The following is a 22566-nucleotide window of genomic DNA, read 5'->3' as shown; positions in this document are numbered from 1 at the left end:
TATTACAGAAAACATTGTTTTATAGTGCTTTTAGGCAATTATGCATGCTAAAGTGCAATTTGCTGTGTGCTTGTTTCTAAAATATCTACTTTGTTACCTAACTCAATTTCAATTTTTGCATCATTTTTCTTAGAATTAGTAATAGAAAGTATTCTAAAATGCACATCGCCTAATGCATACTTAGTATTTTTTCTAGGCGTGTAGCCGACTCTATGCTTAATAAATTCAAACAGGCACATATTAAGCTCATCAGAGCTTACATCTTCGATTTCAATTTCAAGCCGCTTAATAACTTCTTTAAGTTTAATTTTGCCTGATGCATGGAATAATTCAAGACTTATTTCGTGAAAATCTGCTCACTCTTCGTCATCATATTCATCATAAATTTCACCTATAATTTCTTCAATTATATCTTCCATAGTTATAAGACCTATAACTTCGGTGCTGTAGTTATTTTCAGTTACAAAAGCCATTTGTGACTTTTGAATACGCATTTTCTCAAGCGCTAGCGACAAGCTAGTGTTCATTGAAACAGTTGGCACTGGTTTTAAGTATTTAATGACCTTACCTTTTTGTAAGTAAAAAATATCTTTAAGGTGAATAATGCCAATAAGATTATCGTCTTTTTTAACCGGTAAACGGCTGTAATTTGTTTTTTTAAACAATTCAATAGCATCAGAAACGCTATCGTTATGGTTTATTAAATAAACATCTTTTAGTTTTATATAGTGTCTTGAAACTTTGGTGCTATCTAAGTCCAAAGCATTTTGAGCCATTATGCTTTCGTTTGTCTCTAATACACCTTCATTTTGTGCAATGTCAATTAAGCCTTTAACATCTTGCTCAGTGTTAGTTATATAAATGTTTCTACCAATTTTGCTTACTGGATAGGTAAAAAGTCAAAAAATATAGTAAAAAGTTTGTAAGGCATAACAAAATGTTTTAGCAACAGCAACAGGATATTTTTTAGCAGCTAATTTAGGTAAAATTTCGCCGAATAATACTATAACTGGGGTTAATATGGCAGTTGAGATAATGACATTATATTTATTAACTTCTTCTAAATTTGCTAATCATCATACGCTTAGTAAATAAGAAGTTATAGCTGAAAGAGCAATATTTACAATGTTGTTGCAAATTAAAATTGTGCTTAATAACTGATTAAAAAATTTGTGTTGTTTTTTAATCAGTTTGGCTCCAAATTCTTTGTTGCTTATCATACTTTCAATTCTGCCAGGGCTTAAACTGGTGTAAGCGGTTTCGCTGGCACTAAAAATTGAACTAAGTAAAAGAAGCAATATCATTCCAATTGTGGAAATGATTTTTAAATAAAGGGGCATTATTCATCTCCTTTATTGAAATTAAAGGAGTCGCTAACTTCGTCATATTTATAATAAAGATCTTCAAATTTTCCACAATTTAGTCTAAACAATAAGTTAATATCAGCCTGCGTGCCGTTTCTGTGCTTTGCAATAAGCAAGTTGGTTACATCGCCAATGAATCCTTGTTCTAGCATTTCTTTTTGCTGTGCACTTAGATCTTTGTCTTTGAAGTTGACTTTGTTTTTATTGTAGTAATTTTTTCTGTATAAAAATAAAACAATGTCAGCATCTTGCTCAATTGTTCCTGATTCTCTTAAGTCTGATAATATAGGCCTTTTATCTTCTCTTTTTTCAACCTCACGGCTAAGCTGACTTAGAGCGATAATAGGTACTTTTAACTCTAAGGCAAGTGTTTTAAGATTTCTACTAATTGTAGCAACTTCTGCCTGCCTGTCTCTAGATGGCTTGCTTGAATCTACACTTAGTAATTGCAAGTAGTCAATAATTATCATATCAATGCCGCTTGTTTTAGCTAACCTACGACATTTTCATAGTAATGTAGGTAAATCAGTTTTGGCCGATTCATCTATAAATAAGTTCAATTGGTTTAAGTGTCTTTTTTGGTGAATAGTTATTTTGTCTAATTCATCCTGAGATAGTTCACTTGGCTTTTTGAACTTGTATAAATCAATTTCTGTACTTATGCCAAATAAACGTGTAACTAGCTGTGATGAAGGCATTTCTAAGGTAAAAAATACCACCTTTTTAGCAGGTTTATTGCCTGAAGCTGAAGCAGCGTTTTTGGCTATGTTTAAGGCGAAAGCAGTCTTTCCCATACCTGGTCTAGCAGCTAGAACAATCATTTCCCCAGGCTGAAATCCTTGAGTAAGAGCATCAAGTGCTTCAAAGCCACTAGGTACTCCGCTGATATTTGAAATATTAAGCTCTCTTTTTTTAACTAAGTCATCAACAACAACTTTGGCCACTTCTTCAACAGTTAAAAAGTCTTGTCTAGTTTTGCTTTTATCGATATTTAAAAGTAAGTCATGTAGCTCACTAATGACTTCATTTTCACTTACTGCAATATTTGTGCTTAGTTTGTTTAACACCCTGCTTAATTTAAGCTCAATTGTTCTTAATTTAGTTAGTCTTTCTAACTCTTGTAAATATTGAATAATGTTATTACTTAGGCCAGCTGAATCTTGTATATGTAACAAAAATTCAAAATTTATGAAGTTATATTGCTTGTTTTTTGACTTATAAAGCATAAGCTGGTCAAAATTAATTGAAATGTTTTTTAAAAACAAGTCTTTTAAAACTTCAAAAAACAAAGCATGTTCTCTGACAGTAAAGTCTTCCTTAGTTAAGTAAGGAATAATTTTACTAGCAGTCTGGTTGTTAATATAAACTAAGCCAAGCAAAGATGCTTCTAAATTTGGATTTGAATACTTGCTTAAGCTGTTTATCTCGTAATACTCGGAGTTATTTGACATTGATTATTATATCCACCTTTAACTTTGCAACAATATCTTTGTAAACTATTACATCAATTAAATGTACTCCTCTGCCAACTAGATGAACCTTTTGAACGGCGTATTTGTCTAGTTTATAGCCTAATTTGACTAATGACTTAACTATGTCCTTAGTTGAAACAGCTCCATGGACATTTAAGTTGCTATTAGCGTCAATATTAGCTTCTAGTTCGTACTTTAAAGATTCTTTTTCTAATTTTTCTTTAAGCTCAAGTGCACTTTGACGCATTTCCATTTCATTGGCAGTTAAATCGCTTAATCTTTTTTCTAATTGTTTTTTAGTTTTTTCATTGTATGGAAGTGCAAAACCTTTGTTAATTAAGAAGTTAGATCCATAGCCATCTGAAACTTCAATTATTGTATTTGCTTTACCATCTTTACAGTCTTTAATTAGTATAACTTTCATTTTTCTCACTCACAATCGCTTGTTTTACATTGTCAATAAATGTGGCAAAATCCTCGCTAGAAACAGCTGCAGCTGTGCCAAAATGGCCACCGCCACCAACTGCTTCAGCAATTAACTGAACATTGACATCCAGTCCTCTTGCACTCATTTTGTAAAATTTAGTTCCTTTTAATTTAGCAATAACAAATGCTGCCTTGCGGTTACTAATTTTTAAAATTTCTTCAGAAGCAATTGAAATAACATCATTGCTTAATGGAATATCTTTATAAGCCAAAAAGTATCCTGGCTTAACTTCTTGAATGTTTTCTAAAACATCATTTACATCATTTCAAGTATCTTCATCAATTTTTAATATTTCACTACTTTTAGCTGAATTTGCACCTTTTTCTTCTAATCAGCCAGCAGCCATAAATGTTCTAGCATTAACTTTTTTAGTAAATTGAAGAGTATCTAAATAAATACCATTTAATAGCATTTGGGCAACAAAAGGCTTAAGTGAAATTCTTCTTTGGACAAACATTAAAATTTCTGTAACTATTTCCGAAGCACTAGAAGCTGCTGAGTCTATGTATCTATTTACACTAGGGCAAAAATCGACGCTTGTGCCTAATCTATGGTGGTCTAGGATAAAAATATTATTAACTTTTGTATTGTTTATGCAATCTTTATTATCGGTTCTATCAATTTGTGAATTATCTAGTAAAAACACTAGTGTTGATTCATCAGTAATTTTATTTGCTACTTGTGGCCTAATAAAAATTTCTTCATCTTTAGGAATAATTTTTTCAATAGCTGATTCAGTAGTTGAATCCTGAGTTATAGAGCAAATGTATGATTCTTTATTGTACTCTTTTGCAAGTGCTCAGATTCCTAAAGCTGAACCAATTGCATCTAAGTCAGCATTAGCATGTCCATAACATATAACTTTTTTAATTTTTGGATCTCTTAGTTTGCTTTCAATTAAGTCAGCAATTCTTTTAATTTTGGTTCTACTTATGTCATAAAGAATTTCGCTAGATGAGCCAAAATATTTAGGTCTTTCTGTATTTGAAAAAATTGCAACCTGGTCGCCGCCCCGGCTTTGTGCTTGTAGTAAAGCATTTTTAGCTTGCTCTGTTTTTTCTCATAAATTTTGATAGCCTAAAGCAAAACCAGCTGAAATTGAAATTAAGTGATTATTAATTTTTGAATTTTTAAGAGCTGAGTGAATTTTAGAGAAAAAATTGAAGTCAACACTAGCCATTTTATCAATTGATTCTTTGTTAGTAAATACCAAAAATTTTCCGTTAGTATACTGACGATAAACAAAGTTGTAGTTTGAAACTAATTCGTCCAAAATAGCTATAAATTCCTGGTTAACTCTATAAAGTTCTTCTTTTGAAAGTATTGAATGATATAGTTGATAATTATCAATTTCAACCTCGCCAATAACAGGAAGCTGATTTGAATAAACTTGAATCATGTTTTGCTCTAAAGTAATGTCTTTTATGCTTATACAATTTTTTAGCGGTCATATTTCTGCATGATAAAAGCTTTCATTATCTTTAAAATTTAGGCTTTGTAAATTATTATCAAAATGAGTTTCATAATGATTGAAAAACTCAGCTAATGAATAGCCCACTCACTTTCTGCCAAAGCGATTTTTGATAAATGAACTTGTTCATAAAATGATAAAGTTATTGTCATAAATTATTAAACCTATTGAATTATGGCTTACTACTTCATCCATAAAGAAATTAAATGATTTTTTGACAATAGCATTTTGTGATCAATACATTCTCACAAGTAATAAACCTACAATGCTTGCAATAATTGCACTAATAGTAAGACCAACTACTGCTGATGCTCATATTTTAGACTGACTGTTACTAAATTTTGCAATAATAACAATGCATGCAACTAATGTAATAATTGCAAGCAAGAATACTGAACTATAAATTATTGCAGTCTTTTTTTTACTAGGTATATTACTTAAATTCATACTTATTAATTATATAAAAGATTTTAATATTAAATTAAACTAGATATATTATTTGCAACTTGCACATTGCTACTTTTTTGTTCTTATGCAAACTTTCTATATTTATTTTTTGACTAATAGTCCTGTTTTATAGGCTTGCAGGAATTTTAGTTAAATATAGACTGCTAACTAGTTGCTATTACTGTATAATGATTTAAATAAATCATAAGACTTAATATTCAAATTGGACAATTAATAATTTCACAATTAAAAATATATAGTATATGTAGCAAGGATAAAATTATGAAAAAAAATAAACTATTATGTAGTTTTGGGATGCTTGCGCCTGCTTTAGCATTTCCAATGATAGCTGCTAGTTGTGACAATGAAAGTAAATTGAAAGAATTAGAGTCAAAATACAATAATAATCGTAAGTCGGTAACCGACTTTCTTAATTCAGAAGAAAAATTTAGTTTTTTAAAAAACTATCTTGATATAAAAGGTGCTTTAAATTCAAAAGTTGACATTAAAAATAAAAAAGAAGTTGATGCTTGAATAAAATCTACTAATGATGCAATTTCTGCATATAAATCATTTAAAAATAAAATTACTGAAGTTAAAAAAGATGAATCTAAAAATACATTTTTAGCTTTTAATAATCTAGTTGCCTTATCGTCTAAAGTATCTGAAAAAGGAAAAGGATTTTTTCCTAAGACCATTATAAAACAGCTTAAAAGTAAGAATTCATTTGCTGAGCAACTTAAGTTATTAAACAGCTTTTTGGAAAACACTTCAGTTGAAATAAAAGAAGAATCAATTAAAAATATTTCAATTGATTTTGAAAACTCGTCGCCAAATGATAAGCTAAATTCAACTAAAGATGGCTTAACCTTAACATTTATAAAAAATGAAAACAATAATTTAAGTTATACCCCAATAACTTGAAGTGAAATTGGAATTAATAATATAGAAAAGTCTGAAAGTGAACACAGTGACCATGCTGATTTATCAAAATTAACCGAAAATGATAAAAGCCACTACTTAGATGATTCTTTTATCATTGGTAAAATATTTAAAAAAGATGCATTTTCGTCTGAAAATACAGCTGAAAAAGTGTTTGAAAAAATTAATACTATTGTTGCCCAAAGTAGCAATAAAATAGGCTCAGAAGACTTTAAAAAGAAAATTGAAGAGCTAAATAAATTCTTTATTTTTGAAGCAAATTTAGAAAATGATCCAACAGTGTCATATTCTTTAATTGGTTCGCACGCTCATTCAACTGATGAATACCATTTTTACATAACTAAGTACATTAGTAATACTAAAGATTCTAAAATTAGTGTTATTGTTCATAACAAAAAAGCTCATTCTTAAAAAACAAAAATACTGAAAGCAAGAGTTTCAGTATTTTTTTTACTAACGATTTGGATTTATTTCTTTTTCAATTGATTCAATTAAGACATCTTCCTTAATTTCAGAAGCCTTGTTATGATTAGTTCAGGTTTTCGCAACTGATGAAATTGTATTGTTGATTTGACCTGTTTTGTCGTCTTGTACGTTATTTTTAGCAATAATTGAATTATCTTTTTCAAAGTCTCTAATTGACTTAATTGATACATAAGCCGATCTTAAGAAGTTTAAGATTCTGAACTCTTCATCGCTGATGGTTTTATTTGCTCTTTTTTGCTTTAATTTATCAGCTTCACTTTGGAATCAATTTAGGCTTTGATCATTAACAACTGAAGCTAAAGGCATAATGTAACCTGAATATTTTGCAAATGTTTTTCAGTTATCTTCCATGTCTTGGTTGTAGGCATTATTTTTGCCTTCAAATAATCATTTAACAAACTTTATAGTTGCTTTATTTAATGATTCATCACTATGTTTAATAGTTAATAAGCTTGAACCACCTTCAGTAAATATTTTTTGTGCATCTTTTTTAACTGTTGTTAATTGCGGATCCATATAAACATCTTCATATGCAGCAACTTTTTTCTCAAAATCAGGGTCATCTTTGCCATAAATTTCTTTATTACGTGAACTAAACATTGTTGAATTAACTCCAACACTAGCTGCAAAACTTATTGCACTCTTAAATCTAGCAATATTTATACTTGCATTTTCGCCTTTGTTACCAAAATTAATTGTTTGAAATACTTTATTATTTTCCCCAACTTTATGTTCATGTCTTTTAATAATATTTTTATATCCACTTAATAATTGCTTAAACTTACTTTTAATGTCTGAATCATCTACTAAATTATATTTAACAGCAACAGGATTTTCTTTTTTGCCTGTTTCAACTGAATCAAAAACTAGTTTATCTTTACCAATTTGTGAATGAAGCTCCTTAAAAAGCAAGTCATTAGCATAGTCAACCGATATTACTTCACCTGTTAATGTGTCGTCATTAACTTTAGAAGTATTTAACTTAGTGCCCTCATAAAACTTTTTAGCAAACTCTTTTATGTTTTCAATTGAGCTAAATGTTTCATTATTTACGTTTAGACCATTAAAAGCTTTTTTATCAGCAGTTTTTGGCTCTAATGCCTTTCAAATAGTGTTATCGGGCATTTTTTGGCCTACACCTTCTTTGCCTGCTTCAGTAGCTTTTTTAACTATATCTGCACTTTCATCTACATTCCCGCCATTTTCTTTAATCATTTTGAAAATGTGATTTAAAACTTCTAGATTATAAACAACTGCGTCAACATCCAAATTATCAAAAGGAATGCTGTAAATTTTATCGTTGCCTTTTTGACCAGGTAATTTTGAATGCAAGTCGGCAATGTTTTTGTTAAATATTGACTTAGTTATTCCATAATCAGAAAGATCCATTAATCTTTTATATTGATTAAGAACATAAGCACCAGATTGTGCGCCTAAAATTAAGCTAGGCAATGAGCTTTCGTTATTAGATTCAATATCATTTTTTACTTTTTTAATTAACTCAAATTCACTTGTAGTTTTTGTTACATCACTAAATTGAAGTTTTACAGGAAGAAAGTCTTTATCTTTGCTAAATGTTTTGTTGTAATATTCAACCAAAGGCACAAGCATTTTAGGTAGTGGTCAAACATTGCTTTGAGCAAATTGAAATACAACTGATTTTTCACTTTTTTGGCATGATGCAGCAATCATTGGTGCAGCAGCCATTAATGGAACAATTCCAAACAATATCTTTTTCTTATTCATTTTAAAAATCCTCTTACTCTTAATTGTAAAAACAACATTACAATTTTATATATTAATAGCTAAAAGGGTTAGCAAAAATGTAAAATTTCTATATTTTTATGTAATAAAAAGCCTGTTTCATAGGCTTTTTGGTAAATTTGATAAATACTTACTTACTAATTAAATCTGTTTATTTTCTTTGAAAAGGCTGCATAAATTGTTAGCGGAATTAAAACTGAAATAACTGCTCCTGCTGCCTGAATAGCTGTGTTTTCAAACTCCGACGCTTCTCTGCCTAAGTTTAAAAATCAAATCGTTATGTTTGTAAAGCCTTTTGCATTATTAGTTGTTGGTAGCACAAATGTAGGCCACAAATAGTCATTTCAGGCTGTAATAAAGGCAAATATGATCAGTAAAAAGTATGCTAATTTTAGCCTTGGCAAGTAAACATATGTTATTTTTTGATTTCATTTAAGATTATCATTAAGCATAATTTTGTACTTTTCATTGTGTACACTTTTTGCTAAATTTCAAACATATGTAAAAGTAAAGAATGAAAATATTGAGTTAGAAACAAATGAAAATGCAGTGCCATATAATTTTAGATTAATCAAAAATGTTTTAAGACTTAAGTAAATTGAAAACTCAGGTATTAAGCTTATAACTAAGAAAAAGTTTTGAAATATTTTTTGAAACTTACTGTTCATTTTTAATAAGCCTGCTACAGCCATTGAATAAGTCAAAATTCTTAGACTCATTAATATAAAAGCAAACAATAAAGTATAACCAAAAGCGACTCAGAAGTCTTTTTTATAGGCTTCTGCGTAATTTGACCAGTTTCATTCTTGGATAGTTAATGATGCTTTATTATCAGTTATTGTTTTAGCTGAAACTAATGAATGAAGAAGTAAATAATAAAGCGGAAAAAGCAGCGCAATGCATAAAAGACCAATTAAAGCGAATTTAATTATTCCAAAAATTATTTTTTTAGTTAATAACATGCGCCGCCTTTCTTTGTTTTACTTTTTGATTGATTTTTTTGATTAAATTAATGATTCCTTTGATTGTTTTTGGCCGAATAAGTTGCATCAAGCACAAAAGTGAAACTAAGTATGCAAAACTAAAGAAAGCGGCTGAATAACCCCTTGGATAAGTTAAAACGGGATTATTGCCTAGCCCTAAATACTTGCCAGTATAGCTAGTTAATGTGTGGGCTTTTTCTAAATCTAGGTCAAATGAACGCTCGAGAATAGCTAGTGGATACATTAGTGATGAAAATATGAAGTTTGTGAACAAAATAGAGAAGAAAACTTTTGAAATTTCATTTGCATAAACAAATTTAATTTTTTGTATTCTAGATAAGTTATCGCATTTCATTAGCTTTGCATATTTTAATTCGCCTCTAGATATAGCTGCAGCAAATAAAACTAAATTAAAAGGGAGCGATCTTCATATTTGATAAATTACATAATAAATTCATATCGGAATTCTTTTGTTTCCTGAAGTAAAACTGTATTTATCTAAACCAATAAGGTAAAAAAACAAGCCTTTGCTTCCAAAAAACAATGTAAATGCAATTCCAACTGCAAATCCAGAAATAAAAAACTGAGAATAAATTATTGAAAGTATTACTCTTTTAGTAACTGCTGACATTATTGAACTAATAATTAAAGCAAAAGTAAGAGCTAAAATCATAGATATGCTTGTTCCAATAAGCAATACTGCTGTGGAGTTTATAATAGCATGTTTAAAATTAGGATCTGATAATATGCCATTATAATTACCAGTCCCTATTACATAAGTTGTAAGGTCAGTTGGATTAGGATTATATCTAAGTGATTTTATAAATGTGTGAATAATTGGCGATATTGTGAAGAATAAAATACATAAAACTAGCGGTAATATAAGCAAAATGATCTGTACTACTGATATTGTTTTTCGCTTTACTTCTTTATTTTTCATACAACCTCAATATGATAAAAAATAAAAAGCTAATTGACTTATAAGCCTGTTTTATAGGCTTTTAAGAACTTTAAATATTTCTAACTCTATTGCCTTCTTTGTCAAAAGCTAAAACATCAGCATCTTTATAACTAACATACACTTTTTGCCCAACTTCAATGCTTGAATCTTTAGTAACTAATGATCAAGATTTATCATCAGACTTAGCACTATAGTGAATTTTGTCGCCAAAATCTTTTTTATCAACTATTATAAAATTGCCATTTGGATCTTTTTTAATGCTAAGCTTGTTGTGCCTAATATAATAACTTATGTCATCAACAGTATTAATGTAATTTATTTCTGGAGATCCTATAAACTTAGCCACAAATAAATTATTTGGATCTTCATACATATCCGCGCCTGAGCTAAATTGTTGAATAGTACCCTTATCCATTAATATAATGGAATCACTAATTTTTAGTGCATCTTGCTGATCATGAGTAACAACAATAATGCTTAAATTAAACTCTTTTTTAATGTTTATTAATCATTCTATTGTCGATTCTTTGATTTTAGCATCAAGTGCTGAAAATGGTTCATCCATTAGAACCAAATTCGTCTTTTTTATAATGCCTTTAGCAAAAGCAACTCTTTGTTTTTGACCACCAGAGAGCTCATTAACATTTTTATAAATAAACTCACCAATGCCTATTTTATTAGCTACGACTTCAAATTCCTTTTTAAATAATGTCTTAAGCCGCATTGACTTAAAAAATTTAAACTTATTCTTGATTTTTTTATCAAATAACAGTTTCATTATAAGCGTAAAAAACCTAATTTTTTTAGCTCAGCTTGAGCTTTTTGACTTAAAAATTTTTTCTAAATATGGCTCATATTTAGAACTTAGTGCAGAATCATCTATACTAGCAAAATACTCATTAAAAAATGTTAATCTAGCATTATCAACTCACTTTTCATAATTTTTTGCACTTAAAAAAACGTTGTTAAATACACTTACATTTTCATAAATAGAATTCTCTTGCATAATGTAAGAAATTTCATGGATTTTAGGACTGTGCTCAATGTTTATTGTTCCTTGAGTCGGTTTCAAAAAGCCTAATAATAAATTAAGCAATGTTGTTTTACCAGAACCTGAAGGGCCTAAAAGTGCTATTATTTGATTTTTAGGTATTTCTAGCTTGTCAATTCTAATACTTTCACCTTTTTGCTTTTTGTTATATTTAAAAACTAAATCATTTATTTTAATCAAGTTTTCTTTTTTATTTTTATCTTCTAATGTCATATTTATATATTATAAAACATTATTAGAATAGAAAATATTTGTAAATATTTATTGCCCAATTTGCTTAATTTATAAGCTTAAAAGAAAAGCAGGCATGCTAAAAATTGCTTTGCCTACTTGTTTTTAATTAATTACTTATTTAAAAATTTTTCAACTGCTTCAATAAACACAGGTCAGTTTTCTAAATAAATTATGTGTGCTGATTTTGGAACAATAATGCTTTCTAGATTCTTTACATGTTCTTTAAAATATTCTAAGCACAATTCACTATCAATAACGCCGTCTTTTTCGCCCAGAACAAGCAATGTAGGAACTTTAATTGAATCTAAAGCACTTTCAATCTGGTCATAAAGATTAGCATCCATTGACATTGTTAATTTTTTAATGTATTCATTGCTAAATCTTTCGGGATCAAAAGCTTTTTTAACTTCCTCACTAAATTCAGGATTTCCAATTAACTTATCAAAATCATAGTATAGTGGTCTTAAAAAGTCATGATATTCACTGAGTGTAGTAGGAACAAAATTTCTTTTATATTTTCCTTTGCTTAGTGATGTTGTTTTATTAATAGGTGCTATATAAATTAATTTTCCAATTAAATCAGGACGCAATTTATATGCAAGCGATATAGTTCCGCCACCCATTGAATGGCCAATTAATGTCACATTTTTTAAACCATTATTAGTAATAAAATCAATAAGTAAATGAGCAAATTGATTTACATTTAGCTTATGGTCTTTGACAGGCTTAACTAAATTATTACCTGGAAATTGAATTGCATAATAATTTGTTTTGGTTCAGTAATTTTGAAAAATTTCAAAAATTTCAGGCTTAGAATTGTGGCCATGGCAATAAATTATGGCACCATCTTTATTGCCATTATCTTTAAAAACATATTCATAGTCATAAATTACTTTTTCCATATATTCCTCTTTTCATATTAAACTAATGAACAACAATATTGATAAGTAAATTATACACAACTTACGTTTAGTGCTGTTTTATAGGGAAAAATGGAAATTTAGTAAGCAAGGTAAAATAAAAAAAGCATCTGATGTGCTTTTTAGAAACTATTTTCTTAAGTTTAATTCAGCCAAAACTTTGTTGTAAAGTTCAAAGTTTTCTTTCTTTAAGTGTTGTAGCAAAATTCTTCTTTTTGTAATTTTTGCAATAAAACCACGTCTTGAGTGATTGTCTTTAGGATTTGCTAAAAAGTGAGGTTTTAAGTCTTCAATTTCAGCTGTTAAAATAGCTATTTGGACAAAGATGTTTCCTGTGTCTTTCTTGTTAGCTCCATATTTAGCAACAATTTGAGCTTTTTGTTCTTTTGTAATCATTTTAGTTCTCCATATATAAATATGTTTTACCCTAGTTTTAATTATTTAATTAAACCAAGTATAAAATTGCATTGTTGTAAATTAAATGCTTTTAAATTTTACCATTATTGCTGTCATTAAGTAAGATTTTTTTAGCATTAATTACATCGGAATTTAATATCATATCATCTTCAAGTGAAGTAATGAATCTGAGTGATTTTAGTATTTTTATTCTTGATTTTAAACTAGATACTTGATCTTTTAATTCAAAGTCAAGAAATTTAAGTTCATAATTGTCTATATTTGCCTTTAAAACAGCATAATAAGTCATTTCATTAATTTCGACATAACTTAAATATATTCCATCTTTTAGGGGAATAATATTGCTATTAGTTGTTAAACTAATTAATTTTGTGCTTTCGTTAACAGTTATATTTGCACTAAATGAGTAGATGTATAAATTTAATGAATTAACTAGTTCAATATCCCCAATTTCAAGGCAGGATTTTAAAAAAGTTGTTGAAACTTTAATATTTTCACCTATTTTTACAATGTCCACTGAATGAACATTTTGATAGCCTACTGTTTCTTTAATAGTGTCAGCATTCCCTTTTGCATTAAGTCCAAAGCGAAAATCCTTACCAACTACGACATCGATTAATCCATCTTGATTTTTAAATAATTTTTCTAAAAAAAGATTGGCTTCTAAAGCTCATATTTTTTCAAATTCAAGATATATTCCTTGAGAAAAACCTAAATTAGCAAACTCTTGAATGCGATTTTCAAAGTCTGTAAAAATATAGCCATTTTTATTTTTAAACATGTTTTCAACATCTTTAAAAAACACAATGACAATGTCTCTGTCTGAATTTCCCTTTATTTCTTTAGCTTTTTCATATAAGAAATTATGACCTAGATGAAAACTTTCAAAAACACCAATTAAATATATTGGATCATTAAATTTTGGCAAATTATTGAAACTATAAACATTAAAACTCATAATTAAAATTATATATTTTGTTCTTATGAATTAAAACACTAGTCCTAATTCTTTTAATTTTAAGTAAACACCGTTGTGTTCACAGTCTAATGTCACATCATTAGCAACACTTTTAACTCAACTATTTGCACGCATCATTGCTACACCATATGCAGCATCTCTTAACATTTCATAATCATTAGAGCTATCACCGAAAGCAATTAAATTTTTATCTCTGTTTATGTTTAAATACTCACATAATCATTTAAGTGTTGATGATTTAGTTGAGTTTTTAGGTCCAATAAATACTCCCTTACTTCATCTTGCTGTTATTTCCAAATTCATATTATGTTGTTTGATTAATTCTCTAGCTTTTTCAGCGCATTTACTGGAATCTTCTTCGCTTTTTGTACCTAGAGCAATAATGTGCATATGATTTTTGTCAACTTTATTAAAGTCCATATCAATTATTTTGTCAATATGTGGCTTTAAAAATCATGATTCTATTTTCATATTTGGAGATTTAAAACCATAATTAATATCAGTTAGCAAAAAGTTTTCACAGTGACTAAAATTAGAAAATTCCGAGTACAAAACCTTTAGTTCATTGTACTTTATGATTTTTTCATAAATAATTTTTTTGTTTTGTACATCATAAACAAATGCACCGTTTGCACCTATAAAATAGTCAATGTGGTTAGATTTATTTAGTAACTGACCTATGGTTACAAACTCTCTGGCTGATGCTAAAATAGTTGTTATACCTTTAGACTTTAGCTGTCTAAATGTATTTAAAACTGTTTCATTAAATTGCAAGTTGCCGTGTTCTAATAATGTGCCATCAATATCAAAAGCCGCTGCCTTGATGTTGTTTTGTATTTCAACTCTAGTCATTTGCTTCTCCTTGCTCAACTTCTTTGATTCTGTTGCCAAATATTCTTTTGACTTTAATTAAATCACTATCAACACTAACAATTCCTCAGTTAGTTTGATTAGTTTTTAAAATATACTCACCATTTTGGATTTTGTTTTTATTAGGTATGCTTATGCCGTTTTTTAAATGTATGATTTCAGCATATGTTGGCTCATAAAATGGCAGTGAAAATAAAGCATAATTGCTTATATCGATAAAGGTTTTGTCTTTTAATAATGCTATATCAAGATCGCCAATTTTAACTCTATCTAATTCACTCATATAAGCGTATGTGTTTAAGAATATACCTAAATCATTTACTAAGCTTCTTATATATGTGCCCTTCGATACATTCACATATACAACAGCTTGTTGAAGCTCATAATTAAAACTAAGTACTTTTGAATCAAACACTTTGATACTCTGTGACTTAAGTTCTATATTTTTTCCTTTTCTGGCTAATTCATAGCTCTTTGCGCCATTTACTTTTTTTGCACTATAAGATGGTGGAATTTGTTCTTTTTGACTATTTAATCAGCTAGAGATCTTTAAAATATCATTTTCATTCACTTTGATTTCCGAATGATTAATAACCATTCCTTCTGAATCGTATGTATCAGTCTGCTTGCCAAATTGAATAGTGGTTATATAGGCTTTATTATTATGTTTAATATAAGGAATTAATTTTGTATCTTCATCAGTAGCTACTAATAATAGGCCTGAAGCTAATGGATCGAGCGTGCCTGTATGGCCGATTTTCTTGATCTTATTTTCTTTAGCAAATGAATTAATAACCGCAAAAGACGAGCGGCCTTTAGGTTTATTGATTAAGTAAAACATAATGGCCTCCGATCAAATACAAAAAGTGTGGATATCTATTATATAAAAAAACACCACAACAGTGGTGAATTTTTTATGCTAAATAATTATTAATTCCTGGAAAGACTTGTTCAGAAGGTTCATTTGGAAATACTCAGTATTTTGTGTCAATTCTGTGTTGAATCTTCATTTGCCGTCTTTCTTCTAATTTACTTCAAACTGCTACTCCAACAAATAATGTTGAATAAATAGCAACAATTACTAAAATTAGCATTATTACACTTGTAAATATGTCAATAGCACCAACAAAGGCTAAAAGTGTTATAAACACTAGTGCTGAAGCAATCAATAAGAATAAATTATTTTTAAATGATTCATAGAAAATGCTGTTTGAAACATATCTAACTTGCTCTTTGCTTAGCGCTTCATCTTTTTCAAATAAGTTCATTTTTGCTTTTATTGAGCCAAAAATTGTAAATGTGTTTGCAACAGTAAGCAATATTGCTCATAAAAATGCTTGAATTGTGTAAACATTTAAAGGAATTCTTAACACAAGGAATAATGCAAATGTTATTAGTAAGTTTTGTATTAAGGCTATAACCATAGCAATAGAATATGTTCACTTAAACCTAATTAATGAGTAAATAATTATAGCTATTATTGATAAACCTAATATAATGCCAAACTTGCTAAATTCTAGATTTATATTAACTCTAGATGCTTCAGCAAATAATCCTGTTAAATTAAATGCAGATCATACATCTTTATTAATTGCTCCAAGTGTTGCAAGTGTAATAATAGCTCCACAAACAAGCAATACTGGGGCAATGACAGTTAATTTTGATTTGTTTACATAGTTGATTTTTTTGTATTTGGCTTCAGTATTAAACTTACCAATTTTTTTAGCCACTATACCAAGCAGACGAACTTTTTTATCAAAAACATCAGTATTGACAGCTAAAAATGTAAGGTATCTATTAATAATTAATATGGCGATAATTCCAAAAATTGAGCCAAAGGTAACCATGATAGAAAAACCTTGTGCATTTGGTGTGCCTAAAAAGAAGAAGATTATTGATAATATTAATGTGCCAATATACATATCTAATGAAGAAATGAAGTTGGCGTTAAGTGCTGTTTTATAGGCTTTTTTAACTTTAGACTCACCTTTGTAAATCTCGGACTGAAACTTATTAAAGGAAGTAAAGATTGGTATTAAATTAATTATTAATGATGCAAAAAGTCCCGCAAAACTTGAGGGTGAATACTCACCTCTTAAAACTGTGAACATTAGTAATGTCAAGAATATATATAGTGCCATTGAGATAACACTTAGTGAGCCTAATAGGCCATAATTTACCATAAGCATTAATGAAACTAGTGAAAATGCAACAGCAAGTGCAATTCATATGTAGTTGAATTGGAATTCACTTTTTTCTTTAGTAAATAAAACAGGTTGGCCAAAAATTCTTAAACTTAAGTTCTTATTAGAACCAAAGTTTATTGATGATGCTAGAGCATCTGAAGTTGATTTTTTTGAATCTGTAGTTGATATAACAAAATTTTTATCATTTAATGGTCTATCAATTTCTGTTATATTAACTAAATATTTTGATCCATCAAATTGACTTTTCTTAATTGTGTTAAGTTTTCTTAATTGTGGATCTCAAGGTCTATTACCAACAAATGTAAAGTTTGCTGCATTTCCTTGGGCTGCTTCTCAGTCTTTTTTGAAAAGAGGTGTATGAGCAAATCTGTACAGCTCATCCAAGTTTGTTCACATGAACATAATTCTTTCAGGTTGCTTAGAAATATATTCAGTTGCTTTTTGTCACTCTAAAATAGCTTGATTATCTTCTAATTCCGCTAAAACTTGATATCTTGAAGCAATTGGGTTAAATCTAACTGTAGCACTATCAGTTTTAAGAGGCACAGCATATTTTTCAATTTCACTATAATCAATTTTTAACTTATCTTTATCAATAGTTTTAGGATCTGCAAATCTACCATTTATAAATAATGGATTCATGTTTATGTCAGTTACAACTAAACTACTTTTTTTAATAATTGAATTTTCAAACTCAGCTTGCTTTTCTGAATCGCTAAGCGGTTTATTACGAGTAACTTGAATAATTCCATTACCAATAACAGCCACATTAGTTGATGAATCATTTGTACTAGAAAAACGATACTTTAATGACTGACCAATATCATTCAAAACTTTGTTTGAAGCAGGTAAATCGCCACTATCATTTTTAACTCTAGCCTCAACTTGGTATCTAATTCCTTCACCATATTCAATTGAACGGTTTGTTTGTTTAAAAATTGCAAAGAATGCGCCACAAACAATAGCGCAAATTATGCCAATAATTGAAATTGATAATAGTAGCCATCTTTTTCAATTATTAGGGCTAAATAGTTTCTTGAAAAAAGTCTTAAAGTTAGTTATAAAGTTTGACATAATAGTTAATATTATATATTATTAGTGTTTTTTCTATTAAGTATAAATATTAAGATTATTTCTTATTAAATAATCCACTCCTTTTGTTGTTATTCTTCTGCCTCTGGGGGACTTTTCTATGAGCTGCAAGTAGAGTAAATAAGGCTCTATATCATTAATTAAGTTTTCCTTACTCATGTTCAAAATCCCTGAAATTGCATCAATTGAAACAAACTTATCATAAAAAGAGTTACTTAGCAATGAAAGATATTCTATATGCTCTTTATTAAGCCCTAAATCAAATAATTCCAAATGTTTAAATGTTAAATATGTTGTTTTAGCATCAATAATACTTTGGTTATTTTTAAGCGAAAAGTCATATGCTCTTTTTAATAAATGATTAGCAATTCTAGGTGTATTTCTAGAATACTTTGCTAAAAGCATTAAAACATCATTATCAGTTTCCACTTTTAGCTTTTTCTTACTGTTTTGTAGTATTTTAACTATCTCTTCATTGCTATACTGACTTAATCTCGCAAGCAGTCCGAATCTATCTTTAAAAGGCTGGCTAAGCAAATTTAATTTAGTAGTTGCACCTATTAAAGTAAAAGGTTTAAGGTTCATTCTCATTACTTTAGAATTTCCCTCTGGCCCTATAATCAAGTCAATTTTGAAATCTTCCATTGCATTATAGATGATTTCTTCGACTGCCTTATTAATGCTATGAATTTCATCAATAAAGACTATATCGTTTTCATTAACATTAGCAAAAACACTTAATACATCTGACTTTTTTTCTAATAATGCTCCTTGCAAGTAATGAACTTTTTTATTTAATTCAATACCTATTAAAGATGCTAAGGTAGTTTTACCAGTTCCAGGTGGGCCATAAAAAAGAATGTGATCCAAAACCTCATTTCTGTGCAATGAGCCGTCTATCATTGCTTTTAAAGTTATAATTAATTTCTTTTGACCTATAAATTCTTTAAAACTAGTTGGCCTAAGCAGTAGCTGATTCATAATTTTGAGTAGACATTAATTTTATTGCTTCTTCAATCATTTTTTCAATATCATCTGTTGATGAAATTTTTGAAAGTGCACCATCAATTTGTTTTGTTTTAAAGCCTAGCATCTTAAGAGTTTCTTTAACTTCAGACAAAGCATTAGTTGCTTCATTAATTTTTGCTGAATCTTTTGGACTAATCATTTTTGACCATTTTGCCTGTAATTCAGCCACAATCAGTCTTGCCATTCTTGGATTAAGATATGGAATTTCGATCAGCGCTTCTGCATTTCCTTCAGCAATTAATGCAGCAACTTTTTCAAAACCAAAGTTTAATATATTAAAAGCTGCTCTTGGCCCGATGCCATTAAGCGAGATTAAATCTGCAAAAAGCAGTCTTTCTTTAAAATCTTTAAATGCATAAGTAGCATATTGATATTCGTTTTTAATTTCAAATAAATATAATTTACACTTTTGCTTTATTTCAACTCTGTCAGGATCAGGAAGTATTAATGAATATCCTATTCCTTGACTTTCAAATATTATGTTTGAGTTATGTTTATGGATTATTTCACCTATTCTATATAAAATCATTTTTTCACCTCCAATTCAGTATGTTTAAAAACGATAGAGGTAAGTTAAAAAAGGAAAAAAATGGGAAAAAGGCGTCCCTTTTCCCATTTTTAAATTATTAATAGAATAAAAATAAAAAATTCGAATTAAAATAATGCAAAAATATACAAGATTTTTTGTTATATAAGATTCAATAACACACTAAGTAACACTGGACAAAAAGCATAAGAAAGGTAAAATGGAAAAAATGAGCAATGCTTAAAAACCTGAAAAAAGGAGAAAACAGTGTGTTATTGCCTAAACGAATAAAACAAATAACGAACAAAATAAAAGGAGTAAAAAAAAACTCTTTGTAGAGTATAAAGAGAATTTTGGTGCGCGGGGAGGGACTCGAACCCTCATGCTGTTAAGCAATAGAGCCTAAATCTATCGTGTCTGCCAATTTCACCACTCGCGCTCAAATTTTGGTGCCGCCTATAGGACTCGAACCTACGACCTACTGATTACAAGTCAGTTGCTCTACCAACTGAGCTAAGGCGGCATGGTGGAGAATGAGGGGCTCGAACCCACGACCTGCGCCTTGTAAGGGCGATGCTCTCCCAACTGAGCTAATTCTCCAAAATGGTAGTCTGTACGGGGATCGAACCCGTGCATGCATGGATGAAAACCATGTGTGTTAACCGCTTCACCAACAGACCATAAATGGCGCCGATTACAAGGATTGAACTTGTGACCAACTGGTTAACAGCCAGCTGCTCTACCGCTGAGCTAAATCGGCAAACTACTTTTTTACATAAAGCTTTATTATTATATAACAAAAAATATTTATGGTAAGAAAAATATTTATTTATTTAGCATCTTTGAAAAATGCATGTTTATTATATATGATTGCATAAAAAAAGTAAGCAGTTTTGGCTTTTAGCTTGCTTACTTTTTTGCTTTTTTTAGAAACAAAATTAATGTTTTATTTTTGTCCTGTTTTAACAATGTTTTTAAATTGTTCTATTAATGTATCAGCAGTTTTAACTTCTTGACCGTCATGAATAGATGATTTATATAATGCACCATTTATTGTGTTAGCAATTTGACTAGTTATATCATCTGTTACTGATGGCTTAGTAAGAACTGTTGACTTGTTTTTCTCAAGATTTAGAATTGACTGAAGTGAAACTAGCGCACTTCTTAGGTTGTTTAGAATAAAGAATTTGCCATCAGCCATTTCCTTTTCTTCTTTAGTTGCATCAGCTTTCTTTTCAACTTCTCTTACTTCTTTAAGTAGTCTTTCAATTTCATCTTTCATTAACTTTTCATTATTTTCATTAATTACACCACTAAGTGGAATAATGTATCCTGATAATTTAGCAAATGTTTTCCAGTTCTCTTCTTCATGACCATAGTATTGGTTTTTACCTGTGTATAATCAAGCTAAGAATTTCTTAGTTGCCTTGTTTATAGCATTAGAAGTATCATGATTTTCAGATGTATCGACAGCTAAAATACTTGAACCACCTTCAGCAAATATTTTATCTTTGCCTTCAGACATTAATGTAAGTTGTGGTAATAAGTATACGTCTTCGAATTTAGCATTATTTTTTTCAAAGCCAGCAACTGGTGTGCGATCTTTCCTTTTTGAAAATAGTTCTCTAGATATTTTCGAAATCATTCTTTGGTTTGTGCCCACGCTAGCTAGGATGCTAATAGCACTCTTGAATTCACGAACATTTCATGAACCTCATTCAAGTGTTCCGTGTTCCATATACTTAATTGATGAAAATACTTTATTGTTTGCACCAACTTTCTTTTCATGTCTTTTTACTGATTTAGTATATGCGTCTCATAGATCTTTAAAATGCTTTACATAAGCTTCGTTATTTGGCAAGTTATATTCAACACGAGTTGGTTTTTTTGAATCGCCAGTTAAAACTAGTTTTCAAATAACATCGTCTTTGCCAATTCTAGACTTAAACTCTTTGAAAAATGATTGTGTATGATAGTCAATTGATAAAACTTCGCCAGTGATTGTGTCAGCATCAACTTTGTTTTGATCTAGCTTGGTTCCTTCTTGGAATTTAACAGCTAGCTCTCTTATTTTATCCATTGATTTAAAGGTATTTTCGTCAACTTTAAAGTCTTTGAAAGCATCGTTACTTTTTAATTCTAAAGCTCTTCAAATACTCTTTTCTGGCAAGTCATTTCCGACACCTTTAACAGCAGCAGCCTTAGCTCTTTTTGGAATATCAGCATTCCAGTCAATTTTTCCTTGACCTTTTTCAATTAACTCAAGCATAAAGTTAAGAACATCAAGGTTAAATGCTAATGCATCTGTGTCAGCATTATCAAAAGGTACGTTATAAACCTTGCTTTTGTCTGTTTGACCAGATAAAATTGTGTGTAATTCAGCTATGCTTTGATTAAAAATTTCTTTTTTAACCCCAACATCACTAAGATCCATTAATCTTTTATATTGATTAATTAAAAATGCGCCTGATTGAGAACTTAAAATAATATTTGGCACTTCTTTTATATTGCCTGATTCAATGTTTTCTTTTGCTTTCTTAACAAGACCAAATTCAGACTTTATGTTATGATCTTCAATGTATGACATCTCAACAGGAATAAAGTCTTTGTCTTTGCTAAATGTTTTGTTGTAATATTTAACAAAAGGCGTTAGTGCATTTGCAAGTGGTCAAGAGCTACTGTGTGCTATTTGAAAAATTATATTTTTTCCAGTATTTTCGTTTTTATCTCCACAAGAAACAGCAACTAATGGTGCTAAGGCAGCTAATGGCGCTATTCCTCATAGTAATTTCTTTGCCTTCATTTAAAACCTCATTATTAGAAAGTAAAATAATTAGTAACTAATTATCTAAATATATATTTTA

Annotated in this window: 18 protein-coding genes and 5 tRNA genes; 1 reads left to right on the top strand and 22 read right to left on the bottom strand. The window is 29.2% G+C overall.

Annotated features, from left to right (window positions below):
• Nucleotides 1–47 precede the first annotated feature (47 nt).
• Genes MAGB_RS03470 through MAGB_RS03455 form a run of 4 tightly spaced genes read right to left on the bottom strand, consistent with a single transcriptional unit; the run spans nt 48 to nt 5241 of the window.
• Nucleotides 48–1340: a CNNM domain-containing protein gene (locus tag MAGB_RS03470; RefSeq protein WP_004024400.1), complete on the bottom strand. Its 1293-nt coding sequence runs from the start codon at nt 1338–1340 to the stop codon at nt 48–50.
• Nucleotides 1340–2815, bottom strand: a complete 1476-nt coding sequence (gene dnaB, locus MAGB_RS03465) for a replicative DNA helicase (RefSeq protein ID WP_004024399.1) — start codon at nt 2813–2815, stop codon at nt 1340–1342. Before dnaB ends, MAGB_RS03470 begins: the two co-directional genes overlap by 1 nt.
• Nucleotides 2805–3260 carry a 50S ribosomal protein L9 gene (gene rplI / locus MAGB_RS03460; RefSeq protein ID WP_004024398.1) on the bottom strand — a complete coding sequence of 152 codons (456 nt, stop codon included), beginning with the start codon at nt 3258–3260 and terminating at the stop codon, nt 2805–2807. Before rplI ends, dnaB begins: the two co-directional genes overlap by 11 nt.
• The gene (locus tag MAGB_RS03455; protein WP_004024397.1) at nt 3241–5241 is read right to left on the bottom strand and encodes a DHH family phosphoesterase; all 2001 of its coding nucleotides are present in this window, start codon (nt 5239–5241) and stop codon (nt 3241–3243) included. The genes rplI and MAGB_RS03455 overlap by 20 nt, the downstream gene beginning before the upstream one ends.
• Before the next feature lie 282 nt (nt 5242–5523).
• On the opposite strand from MAGB_RS03455, the gene MAGB_RS03450 reads away from it, so the two are divergent.
• A complete protein-coding gene (locus tag MAGB_RS03450; protein ID WP_004024396.1) occupies nt 5524–6594 on the top strand; it encodes a variable surface lipoprotein in 1071 nt (356 codons plus the stop codon).
• A 42-nt stretch (nt 6595–6636) separates the two neighbouring features.
• Here the strand turns inward: MAGB_RS03450 and MAGB_RS03445 are convergent, their stop codons facing one another.
• The 18 genes from MAGB_RS03445 to MAGB_RS03360 form a co-directional block, all read right to left on the bottom strand.
• Complete coding sequence (locus tag MAGB_RS03445) at nt 6637–8415, bottom strand: P68 family surface lipoprotein (protein ID WP_004024395.1); 1779 nt, start codon at nt 8413–8415, stop codon at nt 6637–6639.
• Nucleotides 8416–8570: 155 nt separating this feature from the next.
• On the bottom strand, nt 8571–9395 hold the full coding sequence (locus tag MAGB_RS03440; RefSeq protein WP_004024394.1) for an ABC transporter permease subunit: 825 nt from the start codon (nt 9393–9395) through the stop codon (nt 8571–8573).
• Nucleotides 9382–10356, bottom strand: coding sequence for a sugar ABC transporter permease (locus MAGB_RS03435; RefSeq protein WP_004024393.1), 975 nt, complete (start codon nt 10354–10356; stop codon nt 9382–9384). Before MAGB_RS03435 ends, MAGB_RS03440 begins: the two co-directional genes overlap by 14 nt.
• Before the next feature lie 70 nt (nt 10357–10426).
• On the bottom strand, nt 10427–11641 hold the full coding sequence (locus tag MAGB_RS03430; RefSeq protein ID WP_004024392.1) for an ABC transporter ATP-binding protein: 1215 nt from the start codon (nt 11639–11641) through the stop codon (nt 10427–10429).
• 131 nt (nt 11642–11772) lie between these two features.
• Nucleotides 11773–12564, bottom strand: coding sequence for an alpha/beta fold hydrolase (locus MAGB_RS03425; RefSeq protein WP_004024391.1), 792 nt, complete (start codon nt 12562–12564; stop codon nt 11773–11775).
• Between the two features lie 147 nt (nt 12565–12711).
• On the bottom strand, nt 12712–12978 hold the full coding sequence (gene rpsO / locus MAGB_RS03420; protein WP_004024390.1) for a 30S ribosomal protein S15: 267 nt from the start codon (nt 12976–12978) through the stop codon (nt 12712–12714).
• 91 nt (nt 12979–13069) lie between these two features.
• A complete protein-coding gene (locus MAGB_RS03415; RefSeq protein WP_004024389.1) occupies nt 13070–13957 on the bottom strand; it encodes an FAD synthase in 888 nt (295 codons plus the stop codon).
• Nucleotides 13958–13987: 30 nt separating this feature from the next.
• Nucleotides 13988–14830, bottom strand: a complete 843-nt coding sequence (locus tag MAGB_RS03410; RefSeq protein WP_004024388.1) for a YcsE-related riboflavin metabolism phosphatase — start codon at nt 14828–14830, stop codon at nt 13988–13990.
• On the bottom strand, nt 14823–15689 hold the full coding sequence (gene truB / locus MAGB_RS03405) for a tRNA pseudouridine(55) synthase TruB (RefSeq protein ID WP_004024387.1): 867 nt from the start codon (nt 15687–15689) through the stop codon (nt 14823–14825). The genes MAGB_RS03410 and truB overlap by 8 nt, the downstream gene beginning before the upstream one ends.
• Nucleotides 15690–15762: 73 nt before the next feature.
• Nucleotides 15763–18129 carry a protein translocase subunit SecDF gene (secDF, locus tag MAGB_RS03400; protein WP_004024386.1) on the bottom strand — a complete coding sequence of 789 codons (2367 nt, stop codon included), beginning with the start codon at nt 18127–18129 and terminating at the stop codon, nt 15763–15765.
• 36 nt (nt 18130–18165) lie between these two features.
• A complete protein-coding gene (ruvB, locus tag MAGB_RS03395; RefSeq protein ID WP_004024385.1) occupies nt 18166–19128 on the bottom strand; it encodes a Holliday junction branch migration DNA helicase RuvB in 963 nt (320 codons plus the stop codon).
• The gene (ruvA, locus tag MAGB_RS03390) at nt 19109–19705 is read right to left on the bottom strand and encodes a Holliday junction branch migration protein RuvA (protein ID WP_004024384.1); all 597 of its coding nucleotides are present in this window, start codon (nt 19703–19705) and stop codon (nt 19109–19111) included. Before ruvA ends, ruvB begins: the two co-directional genes overlap by 20 nt.
• A gap of 351 nt (nt 19706–20056) precedes the next feature.
• Nucleotides 20057–20141: transfer RNA gene (locus MAGB_RS03385), tRNA-Leu, on the bottom strand.
• An 8-nt stretch (nt 20142–20149) separates the two neighbouring features.
• Nucleotides 20150–20225: transfer RNA gene (locus MAGB_RS03380), tRNA-Thr, on the bottom strand.
• Nucleotide 20226: 1 nt separating this feature from the next.
• Nucleotides 20227–20302: transfer RNA gene (locus MAGB_RS03375), tRNA-Val, on the bottom strand.
• 4 nt (nt 20303–20306) lie between these two features.
• A tRNA-Glu gene (locus MAGB_RS03370) sits at nt 20307–20382 on the bottom strand.
• A 5-nt stretch (nt 20383–20387) separates the two neighbouring features.
• Nucleotides 20388–20462: transfer RNA gene (locus MAGB_RS03365), tRNA-Asn, on the bottom strand.
• 186 nt (nt 20463–20648) lie between these two features.
• Nucleotides 20649–22505, bottom strand: a complete 1857-nt coding sequence (locus MAGB_RS03360; protein WP_004024383.1) for a P68 family surface lipoprotein — start codon at nt 22503–22505, stop codon at nt 20649–20651.
• Between the last annotated feature and the right edge of the window lie 61 nt (nt 22506–22566).

This window comes from Mycoplasmopsis agalactiae 14628 (assembly GCF_000266865.1).
Classification (GTDB): domain Bacteria; phylum Bacillota_I; class Bacilli_A; order Mycoplasmatales; family Metamycoplasmataceae; genus Mycoplasmopsis; species Mycoplasmopsis agalactiae_A.
The sequence above is the reverse complement of the archived record's forward strand: the minus strand, read 5'-3'. Positions and strand labels throughout refer to the sequence as shown.